This is a genomic window from Pseudoalteromonas sp. SMS1, assembly GCF_021530565.1.
Classification (GTDB): domain Bacteria; phylum Pseudomonadota; class Gammaproteobacteria; order Enterobacterales; family Alteromonadaceae; genus Pseudoalteromonas.
The window spans coordinates 64,879-74,947 of record NZ_JAKGBI010000026.1; the positions used below are offsets into that span (position 1 = coordinate 64,879).

The window sequence follows — 10,069 nt, forward strand, 5'->3', positions numbered from 1 at the left end:
ATTTTTGTTAATTACGATAGCCCGTAGGCGAAACTGCACTTTGAAATGTAAAAGCCTAGGCAAATAGGAACGATATGCGCTCTATATACTGCGGAAAATTAAATAAGGACCACGTAGGTCAGGAAGTCGAACTATGTGGTTGGATCAACAAGCGCCGTGACTTAGGTGGATTAATTTTCGTCGACTTAAGAGATCGCGAAGGCCTAGTACAAGTTGTATTTGACCCTGAAGTAGATGGGTTAATGGACGTTGCAAACACATTGCGTCAAGAGTTCTGTGTGAAAGTAACTGGTAGTGTGCGTGCAAGGCCTGATAGCCAAGTAAACAAAGACATGGCAACGGGAGAAGTTGAAATCTTAGGCACAGGCCTTGAGATCATCAACCGTTCTGAGCCGCTACCGTTAGACTTCAATCAACAAAATTCAGAAGAGCGTCGCCTTAAGTATCGTTACTTAGATCTTAGACGTTTAGAGATGAGTGACCGTATCAAGCTGCGTGCTAAAGCATCAAGCTTTGTTCGTCGCTTCTTAGATACTAATGATTTCTTAGACATTGAAACGCCAGTATTAACTAAAGCGACTCCGGAAGGTGCACGTGACTATTTAGTGCCTAGTCGTGTACATAAAGGCAGTTTTTACGCTTTGCCTCAGTCTCCACAGTTGTTCAAGCAGTTGCTCATGATGTCTGGTTTTGATCGTTACTATCAAATCGTTAAGTGCTTCCGTGATGAAGACTTACGTGCTGACAGACAACCAGAGTTTACACAAATCGATATCGAAACGTCTTTCATGACTTCTGATCAAGTGCGTGATGTAACGGAGCGTCTGATCCGTGAAATGTGGCAAGAGCTTTTAAACGTTGATTTGGGCGAGTTCCCTGCAATGCCTTACTCAGAAGCTATGCGCCGTTTCGGTTCTGATAAGCCAGACTTACGTAACCCGCTCGAGTTAGTCGATGTTGCTGATATCGTAAAAGATGTCGAGTTTAAAGTGTTAGCAGGTCCTGCGAACGATGAAAAAGGCCGTGTTGCAGTATTAACGGTACCAGGTGGCGCAGAGCTATCTCGTAAACAGATTGATGAATACACGAAGTTTGTCGGTATCTATGGCGCGAAAGGCTTGGCTTGGATGAAAGTTAATGACCGCGAAGCCGGTATGGAAGGCGTTCAGTCTCCTATCGCAAAATTCCTCAACGAAGAGGTGATTGCGGCACTCCTTGAGCGCACAAATGCGCAAACAGGCGACATCATTCTATTTGGTGCTGATAAACGTAACGTTGTAAACGAAGCAATGGGAGCGCTTCGTCTGAAAGTTGGCCTAGACAGAGAAATCACAGACTTAAACAAGTGGGCACCACTTTGGGTTGTTGATTTCCCAATGTTTGAAGAAGATGACGAAGGCAACCTTCATGCAGTGCACCACCCATTTACTGCGCCAAAAGATATCAGTGCACAAGAGCTTGAGGCAAATCCGGCTGCAGCAATTTCAGATGCCTACGACATGGTTCTGAATGGCTATGAAGTGGGCGGAGGCTCTGTTCGTATTCACAACAACGAAATGCAACAAGCTGCTTTCAGAATATTGGGTATTGAAGAGCAAGAACAGCAAGATAAATTTGGTTTCTTGCTAGACGCACTTAAGTACGGTACACCACCACATGCTGGTTTGGCATTTGGCCTAGATCGTCTAGTAATGTTACTGTGTGGTACAGATAACATTCGTGACGTCATTGCATTTCCGAAAACAACACAAGCTTCTTGTTTAATGACAAATGCGCCAAGTGTTGCGAATCCAGATGCATTAACTGAACTTGCGATTGCTGTACAACAGGCACAAAGCGAAGAGCAGTAATTCAAAAGATGATTTGAAAGGCGGCCCAAATGGCCGCCTTTTTTGTTTTGATACTGGTAATCTATACAGTATTTTGGCATGATGAGGAAAAAGTTAAGAGAGTAATGCCTTGGCAGTTTTATTGGGTATCGACCCTGGTTCTAGATTTACAGGTTATGGTGTGATCCAGCATCAAGGTGCAAAATTTCAGTATCTTGGAAGTGGCTGTATAAAGCTCGCCGACCATGACTTTCCCACGCGATTAAAAATGATCTACCAGGGGGTAAGTCAGTTAATAGAGCAGTTTTCGCCAGATAGTTTTGCAATTGAGCAAGTTTTTATGGCGCATAATCCAGATTCCGCGTTAAAACTCGGGCAAGCTCGTGGTGCGGCGATTGTGGCGGCAACTATGCAAGAGATCCCAGTGCATGAATACTCAGCAAGGCAAATAAAACAGGCTGTTGTTGGTACAGGTGGCGCGAATAAGTCTCAGGTTCAAGAAATGGTCAAACGTATTTTGAAACTACCAGGTACACCCCAGGCCGATGCTGCCGATGCACTTGCGATTGCGATTTGCCATGCGCACTCTGAGCAAAACTTAATTCGTTTGGCAGGCAATGCTAAAAAAACAGTTCGTGGAAGGTTAAGGTAAATATGATAGGCAAATTAAGCGGAACTTTATTAGAGAAACAGCCGCCAGAGATTTTAATTGATGTCAATGGGGTGGGCTATGAAGTGCAAATGCCAATGACGTGCTTTTATGAGTTGCCAAATGTTGGTCAAGCAACGGCGATTTTCACACATTTTGTCGTGCGCGAAGACGCACAGTTATTGTTTGGTTTTAATCATAAAACTGAACGTGCTTTATTTAGAGAACTAATTAAAGCGAATGGCGTTGGGCCGAAATTGGCCTTGGCAATACTGTCAGGTATGTCTGCTGAACAATTTGTTCAATGTGTAAATAATGGCGATGCATCAACGCTTGTGAAGATCCCAGGTGTAGGCAAAAAGACGGCTGAGCGGCTAGTCTTAGAGATGAAAGATAAACTCAAAGACTTTGGCCATGATTTATTTACACCATATAGTGATAATGCTGTGTTGCCGCCTCAGGAAGACCCAACGGTTGGTACGTTACCTGTTGACGACGCAATTGCAGCTTTAATGGCATTAGGCTATAAACCAGCGCAAGCGCAAAAAGCGGTAAAAGGTGTTAAAGGTGAAGGCTTAGATGCAGAAACCTTAATAAAAGAAGCTCTTAAATCCATGATGTAATTATGATAGAAGCAGATAGACTAATCGAGCCCGAGGTACAGGGTAATGAAGAGCAAATAGATCGTGCTATTCGCCCGAAGCTATTGAATGACTATACTGGTCAACCACACGTTAAGCAGCAGATGGAAATATTTATTGAAGCTGCGCGCGCGCGTGATGAGGCACTGGATCATTTGCTGATCTTTGGTCCGCCCGGGTTAGGTAAGACAACCCTTGCGAATATTGTGGCCAATGAGCTGGGTGTAAACATTAAAACAACGTCTGGACCTGTACTTGAAAAAGCGGGTGATCTAGCCGCAATGCTCACCAACTTAGAAGAGGGGGATGTCTTATTTATTGATGAAATACATCGCCTCAGCCCTCAAGTAGAAGAAATTCTCTATCCTGCAATGGAAGACTACCAACTTGATATTATGATAGGTGAAGGGCCCGCTGCGCGTTCTATCAAATTGGATTTACCGCCTTTTACTCTAGTCGGTGCGACTACCAGAGCTGGCTCTCTAACCTCGCCACTACGTGATAGATTTGGCATTGTGCAACGCTTGGAGTTTTACTCAGTCGAAGATTTGGCCACTATAGTGAGCCGCTCAGCACATTTTTTAAATCTTGAAGCGACGGAAGAGGGGGCGAGAGAAGTTGCCAAACGTGCAAGGGGAACCCCTCGAATCGCAAACCGCTTGTTACGACGTGTCCGTGATTTCGCTGATGTTAAAGGGGATGGCAGTGTCGATGCGCAAATAGCAACTCAGGCATTAGATATGGTTGATGTGGACAAATGCGGTTTTGATTACATGGATAGAAAGTACTTACTGGCTATTATTGAAAAATTCACCGGTGGTCCTGTCGGTCTGGACAACCTCGCTGCTGCTATCGGAGAAGAAAAAGAAACCATCGAAGATGTTATCGAGCCTTTTTTAATCCAACAAGGATTTATTCAACGCACGCCAAGGGGGCGTATTGTTTCTGACAGAGCTTATCTGCACTTTGACTTGAACAAAGCAGATTAGAAATCTCTTTGCCACAGCCATCGTTGCTGTGGCTTTTCCATTCTTCTTTATCCTTAACTTTCACTGATCAGTGCTGCTAAATCTTGTGTGGCTGCTGAATGACAGGCAAAAAAAAGCCCGCACATATGTGCGGGCGAAAACAACAAGTTGAAGGAAGTAATCCAGGGAACTGATGAGTCTGTTAAGGTTTTATCCAAAAGTTTCTCATCAAAGTAATAGAACAATCAGACATCTATTACTTAGGTAACTGGCTTTGCATTGCGTTAAGCAGTGCGCTCAGTACAGGGTGTATATTAAAGACTTCAGTGCGCTTTATCAAACTAGAAAAATTATATCTTTCAGATTAAAAAAACTAATGTCAAAATTTGTTTGTTATTTTTTGATGGTTAATTAATGACTCTATTTACAATCTTATCTAACTGTTTTTATTGGATTTGTATTAATTATGCGCAGATTGTGAATATTAGATAAATTGTTGTTAATTGGTATTACCAATGGTTTTTTGCGCATTTATTCGTTCAAAGTGAATAAATTCGGACTTTTATGCATGTTGAGTAAATATTTAGGCTGCTTACAACGGCGTGGAATAAAAATGTTAATTGCATAGCACAACGATAAATAAAAGAGCTTAATTATTGATATATCCTTAAGGGTCAATAAATAGGGTCCCTGATCCCGATTGTGTCATTTATCGACATTTACACTAATTTTATAGCTTTGGCGTTGTAAGGCACTATTTGTCTGGTTAAACTAGCTGAACCTTTTGTCGTGCTTGAAGTCTATCAGTTGAAAGGCGCCATGCCGGGTACACAATATTATTAGGAGTGTTAAAACGTGGAATCGGGTCTAAATTTCATTGATCTAATCTTAGAAGCCAGTGTGCTTGTTCAACTTGTTATGTTGACTTTAGTGGGTATGTCAATCGCATCTTGGGCTATCATATTTCAGCGTCGCGCGGTGATTGCTGAGGCTCAAAGCGATGCGCGAAAGTTTGAACAGCAATTTTGGTCAGGCATGGATCTCGGCAAGCTATATAACGAAATCACAGCGCGCTCAGGTAGCTCAAAAGGTTTAGAGGCGTTATTTGTAGCAGGTTTTAAGGAGTTTGCGAGACACAAAAAGAACAATACCGGTTCTGCAAATATGATTTTAGATGGCACACACCGCTCAATGCGTGTTGCTTTGTCTCGTGAAGTTGAAAAACTGGAATCTAGCCTTTCATTTTTAGCAACGGTAGGTTCGATCAGCCCTTATATCGGCTTATTTGGTACTGTATGGGGTATCATGACGGCATTTATTGCACTTGGTAATGTAAAGCAAGCAACACTGCAAATGGTGGCGCCTGGTATTGCTGAGGCATTAATCGCGACCGCAATGGGCTTATTTGCCGCTATTCCCGCTGTTATGGCATATAACCGCTTTGCTAAGCATGTTGAAAAGTTAGAGGTGAACTATGCCAATTTTATGGAAGAGTTTGCCAATATATTACATCGTCAAGCTGCCACGTTAGTTGAGGCGAAAAACAATGTATCAGCCTAAAAAGAGACGCCCCGTTGCTGAGATAAATGTAGTGCCGTATATCGACGTTATGCTGGTGCTGTTGATCATATTTATGGCAACAGCGCCTCTAATCACGCACGGTGTTAAAGTGGACTTACCTCAGATGCAAGAGTCTGATTTGGTCGAGACAAAAGACGCCCCGCCGATTATTGCCAGTATCGATGCTGAAGGTCGATATTTTGTCTCTGTTGGCACTGACCCCGAAGCACCGATGGATGCTGTGGAGGTTGCTGCGGTCATTAAACTTAAATTACAGCAAAACCCCGATACCCCTGTACTAATCAAAGGCTCTGGGCGCGTGTCATACCAAGAGGTCCTACTTTTAATGGATTTTCTAAAAAATGCAGGTGTGCCTTCTGTGGGACTAATGACCAAATCGTTTGAGGATAACTAATGGATGCGTTAACAAGCGGAATTATCAAGTCTTTTCTGCTTCATTTCGCGTTAGCTGGGATGTTATTTGCGTCTGCAAATTTGCAGATGTCACAGCCAACCGTAATGCAGGTGCAGCTCAATCCAGTTAGTGAATCCATTGAAGAAGAAAAAGTCGTGTCAGCTATTTCTGTTGATCAACAGGCTGTTGAGCGCAAAGTTGCAGAATTAAAAAGGCAAGAAGACGCGAAAAAGCGCGCAGAAGAAAAACGCATTCGTGACCTAGAACGCCGCGCGGTGCAAGCGCGTAAAGACCGAGAAGCAGAAGCAAGACGGATTAAAAAGCTAGAGCAGCAACGACAAGCAAAGCTTGCAGAAAAGCGCAAGGCTGAAGCTCAGGCTAAAAAAGCCCGCGAAGTTGAGAAAAAGCAACGTGCTGATGCTGAAAAAGCACGCAAAGAAAAGCTTCAAGCTGAACGTGCAGCGAAAGCGGCAGCAGATAAACGAAAGTCTGAAGAAGATCGTTTAAAGCAAGCTGAGGCAAAGCGCAAACGTCAAGAAGAAGAAGCGAAGCGTAAGGCTGCGGCTGCTGAACAGGCGCGTCAAAAAGCGCTACAAGAGCAGCTATTGCAAGAGCAATTAGCTCAAGAGCAAGCTGCTCGTGCTAAAGTTCGTCAGCAACAAGTATTAGGTGAAGTAGACAAGTACAGAGCACTTATTATGCAGCGTATTCAATCTAACTTATTGATTGATGAAAAGATGAAAGGCAAACAATGCCGCTTGAATATTCGTCTCGGATTCAATGGCCTTGTGACACAAGCTAAGTCTCTTGGCGGTGATAAGTTAGTGTGTGAAGCGGCATTAAGGGCGGTACGCATGGCAGATACTTTACCGGTCTCTAAGGACAAAGATGTCTTTGAACAGCTTAAAAATATCAACTTAACGATTAAACCAAATCTTTAAAGGAAAACCATGTTAAAGCATTTTAAGAACATATTGTTGGTTTTTGCTTTCGGTATGACGGCGCTTGCCAACGCGGCACTTGAAATTGTCATTACTGAAGGGGTAGACAGTGCAAGGCCAATAGGGGTTGTGCCATTTAAATACATTGGTAATGGAGAAGTACCATCAGAAATTAGCGCAGTCATTGCGGCTGATTTAATGAGAAGTGGTAAGTTTAAACCCGTCTCAGAAGAGCAAATGCCACAGCTACCGACAACAGACGAAGAAGTTGACTACGACGCCTGGGTTAGTTTGGGTGTAGAAGCCATTATAGTCGGCACTGTGATGCAGCAGCCAGCCAATCGTTATTTAGTAAAGTATGAGCTAATTGACGTGTTACGTGCGCAAATCACCGGTGGTGAAACGCGTATGATGAGTAATGGTAAGTTAATGAAGAGTCAGGATCATGTGCTAGAAAGCCGTCAGAGTGTGATTGATAGTGACTCATTCCGCTACTACTCACATCAAATCAGTGACGTGGTTTATGAAGCACTAACCGGTGAGCGTGGCGCATTTAGAACCAAAATTGCTTATGTGATTGTGCGTGAAGAACAAGACAAGCCATATCAGCTGGTTGTTGCTGATTACGATGGTTTCAATGAACAAGTATTGCTCCGCTCAAAAGAGCCGCTAATGTCGCCTGCTTGGTCACCAGATGGCAACAAGTTGGCATATGTAACATTTGAAAACCGTCAATCTCAGATTTATGTCCAAGATATTTACTCTGGTAAGCGTGAAAAGATCACGAGTTACAAAGGCATCAATGGGGCACCCCAATTTTCGCCAGATGGCACACAAATGTTGGTGGTATTGTCAAAGGACAAAGGTGGCGCTACGGAAGTATATGTCATCGACTTAGAAACACGCACAGAAAAGCGCTTAACTAAACACAGAAGTATAGATACTGAGCCAAGTTGGCATCCAAATGGCAGAGAAATTGTTTATACGTCTGAAAGGGGTGGTAATGCCCAGATATATAAGTTAAATTTAGATACTGGTAGATCTAGACGTGTTACCTTTGATGGCGATATGAATTTAGCGGGTTCTATCACGCCAGATGGTAAGCAATTGGTGATGGTAAATCGCACTTTAGGTCAGTACCATATTGCAAAGAAAGAATTTGATTCAGGGCTGTTTCAGGTGCTAACTCGTACGAGACTCGACGAATCCCCGAGTATTGCGCCGAACGGCTCTATGATTATTTACAGTACCCTGCATAATAATAAGCAGGTTTTGGCCCTGGTGTCGATGGACGGTCGCTTTAAAGCGAGATTGCCAGTACTTGACGGGCAAGTGAAGGCACCGGCCTGGTCGCCGTTTTTACAGTAAAATTTACTGGTTAGACTTATAAAGATATAGGAATATACTCGATGCAACTTAACAAAACTTTAAAGGCTTTATTGGTAGCGTTGCCTGTAATGACTTTAGCTGCATGTAGCTCATCATCTGGCGATGTTGACGGTGGTGAAGGTCAGCAAACCAATGCTTCTTCTAACAGCAACAATGACGGCGTGGATGTAAACACTATTGAGCGTCAAAAAACTCCTGCTGAGAAGCTTCAAGAGAAATATGAAGCGTTGCGTCAAGAGCAGATCGTATACTTCGATTTCGACCGCTCTACGGTTCGTAGCGAGTACGTTGAGTTACTACAAGCTCACGCTGACTTCCTAGTTAAAAACCCAAGTGTAAAAGTGCTTATCGAAGGTCATGCTGATGAGCGTGGCACACCTGAGTACAATATCGCACTAGGTGAAAGCCGTGGTAAATCAGTTGCTAAGTACCTTGAGAGTCTTGGTGTTTCTGATAGCCAAATCTCAGTAGTGAGCTATGGTGAAGAAAAGCCAATGGTTAAATCGCGCACTGAAGAAGCTTTTGCTAAGAACCGTCGCGCGGTATTGGTATACTAATTTAGACAAGAGATGTTATGAAGCCGAAAACTATTTTGGCAGCCGTCATCTTTCTTAGCGGGAGCTCCCAAGTTTGGGCAGCTCCCGCTACTGTTTATGATGCTGCAAACTCACAAAAATCGCTTGAACAGCGTGTTGCTGAACTCGAAAATATGATGAACAATCGAAATCGCGTTCAGGCAGACTTACAATTACAATTGCAGCAATTGCAAGACGAAGTAAGCCAAGTTCGGGGTTTTACCGACGAGCAAAGCTACAAGCTTGAAAAGGTTTTACAGCGCCAACGCGAGTTATATCAAGAGATTGAAAATCGTGTCACACAAGTTTATGAGCAGACGAAGTCAGATATTGCAGCAACGACTATCCCGAGCGCGGGGGAGCAAGCAGTAAGTAGTAACTTATCTGAAAATGAGGCATATGACCGTGCTGTAGCACTGATCATGAAAGATAAGCGATATGATGCGGCTATCCCGGAGTTTCAAACCTTTTTACAACAATTCCCAGAATCTGTTTATATCCCCAATGCACATTATTGGTTAGGCCAGCTACAATCAATTAAGAGTCAGCCAGCAGAAGCAATTAAACATTTTACCGTGGTTGTTGAACAGTTCCCGGATTCTAACAAGCGTCCGGATGCGATGCTTAAGTTAGGCACATTGGCAGCAAATGCAGGTGATAAAGAAAAAGCTAAGCAGCTATTCAATGCTCTGATCAATGAGTATCCTAGTACTACTGCTGCAAAATTGGCAACAGAGCGCTTATCTAAGCTGTAGCAAGCTGCTTTGTGTACACAGTGGTCTAAAAATAGGCGCTTAGACATAAAATTTAAAAAAAACAGCGTAATTCAGTTGCACTAGAATTTTAAATAAGTATTATAAGCGCCCGCAGCAGGCGATACGGTATCGGATTCTTGCTGCAATGAGTGGGTCATTAGCTCAGTTGGTAGAGCAGTGGACTTTTAATCCATTGGTCGATGGTTCGAGTCCATCATGACCCACCACTTTTGCTTAATTTTTGATATGAGCGGGTCATTAGCTCAGTTGGTAGAGCAGTGGACTTTTAATCCATTGGTCGATGGTTCGAGTCCATCATGACCCACCATTTAAGCATTCAGTATCCA

Annotated in this window: 10 protein-coding genes and 2 tRNA genes; all 12 read left to right on the forward strand. The window is 43.3% G+C overall.

Annotated elements, in window-relative coordinates; all coding sequences use genetic code 11:
• The first annotated feature begins 74 nt into the window (after positions 1–74).
• The 12 genes from aspS to L1286_RS21775 all read left to right on the forward strand — a co-directional run bounded on the left by aspS (position 75) and on the right by L1286_RS21775 (position 10,050).
• Positions 75–1,850: an aspartate--tRNA ligase gene (gene aspS / locus L1286_RS21720; protein ID WP_235409142.1), complete on the forward strand. Its 1,776-nt coding sequence runs from the start codon at positions 75–77 to the stop codon at positions 1,848–1,850.
• Positions 1,851–1,959: 109 nt separating this feature from the next.
• Positions 1,960–2,481, forward strand: coding sequence for a crossover junction endodeoxyribonuclease RuvC (gene ruvC, locus L1286_RS21725; RefSeq protein ID WP_063377752.1), 522 nt, complete (start codon positions 1,960–1,962; stop codon positions 2,479–2,481).
• 2 nt (positions 2,482–2,483) lie between these two features.
• Positions 2,484–3,101 carry a Holliday junction branch migration protein RuvA gene (gene ruvA, locus L1286_RS21730; protein ID WP_235409143.1) on the forward strand — a complete coding sequence of 206 codons (618 nt, stop codon included), beginning with the start codon at positions 2,484–2,486 and terminating at the stop codon, positions 3,099–3,101.
• 2 nt (positions 3,102–3,103) lie between these two features.
• Positions 3,104–4,108, forward strand: coding sequence for a Holliday junction branch migration DNA helicase RuvB (ruvB, locus tag L1286_RS21735; protein WP_235409144.1), 1,005 nt, complete (start codon positions 3,104–3,106; stop codon positions 4,106–4,108).
• A gap of 834 nt (positions 4,109–4,942) precedes the next feature.
• On the forward strand, positions 4,943–5,647 hold the full coding sequence (gene tolQ, locus L1286_RS21740; RefSeq protein WP_063372973.1) for a protein TolQ: 705 nt from the start codon (positions 4,943–4,945) through the stop codon (positions 5,645–5,647).
• Positions 5,634–6,062: a protein TolR gene (tolR, locus tag L1286_RS21745; RefSeq protein ID WP_065788467.1), complete on the forward strand. Its 429-nt coding sequence runs from the start codon at positions 5,634–5,636 to the stop codon at positions 6,060–6,062. The genes tolQ and tolR overlap by 14 nt, the downstream gene beginning before the upstream one ends.
• The gene (tolA, locus tag L1286_RS21750; protein WP_235409145.1) at positions 6,062–7,003 is read left to right on the forward strand and encodes a cell envelope integrity protein TolA; all 942 of its coding nucleotides are present in this window, start codon (positions 6,062–6,064) and stop codon (positions 7,001–7,003) included. The genes tolR and tolA overlap by 1 nt, the downstream gene beginning before the upstream one ends.
• Before the next feature lie 9 nt (positions 7,004–7,012).
• Positions 7,013–8,371: a Tol-Pal system beta propeller repeat protein TolB gene (gene tolB, locus L1286_RS21755; protein ID WP_442961764.1), complete on the forward strand. Its 1,359-nt coding sequence runs from the start codon at positions 7,013–7,015 to the stop codon at positions 8,369–8,371.
• Between the two features lie 41 nt (positions 8,372–8,412).
• Positions 8,413–8,949 carry a peptidoglycan-associated lipoprotein Pal gene (pal, locus tag L1286_RS21760; RefSeq protein WP_235409146.1) on the forward strand — a complete coding sequence of 179 codons (537 nt, stop codon included), beginning with the start codon at positions 8,413–8,415 and terminating at the stop codon, positions 8,947–8,949.
• Between the two features lie 17 nt (positions 8,950–8,966).
• Positions 8,967–9,722: a tol-pal system protein YbgF gene (gene ybgF, locus L1286_RS21765; RefSeq protein ID WP_235409147.1), complete on the forward strand. Its 756-nt coding sequence runs from the start codon at positions 8,967–8,969 to the stop codon at positions 9,720–9,722.
• Between the two features lie 151 nt (positions 9,723–9,873).
• Positions 9,874–9,949, forward strand: a tRNA-Lys gene (locus L1286_RS21770).
• Between the two features lie 25 nt (positions 9,950–9,974).
• Positions 9,975–10,050 (forward strand) — tRNA-Lys (locus L1286_RS21775).
• Positions 10,051–10,069: the final 19 nt, after the last annotated feature.

Coding starts and splice junctions, on each gene's coding strand:
- aspS (WP_235409142.1), top strand. CDS start 75: ATGCGCTCTATATACTGCGGAAAATTAAATAAGGACCACGTAGGTCAG.
- ruvA (WP_235409143.1), top strand. CDS start 2,484: ATGATAGGCAAATTAAGCGGAACTTTATTAGAGAAACAGCCGCCAGAG.
- ruvB (WP_235409144.1), top strand. CDS start 3,104: ATGATAGAAGCAGATAGACTAATCGAGCCCGAGGTACAGGGTAATGAA.
- tolR (WP_065788467.1), top strand. CDS start 5,634: ATGTATCAGCCTAAAAAGAGACGCCCCGTTGCTGAGATAAATGTAGTG.
- tolA (WP_235409145.1), top strand. CDS start 6,062: ATGGATGCGTTAACAAGCGGAATTATCAAGTCTTTTCTGCTTCATTTC.
- tolB (WP_442961764.1), top strand. CDS start 7,013: ATGTTAAAGCATTTTAAGAACATATTGTTGGTTTTTGCTTTCGGTATG.
- pal (WP_235409146.1), top strand. CDS start 8,413: ATGCAACTTAACAAAACTTTAAAGGCTTTATTGGTAGCGTTGCCTGTA.
- ybgF (WP_235409147.1), top strand. CDS start 8,967: ATGAAGCCGAAAACTATTTTGGCAGCCGTCATCTTTCTTAGCGGGAGC.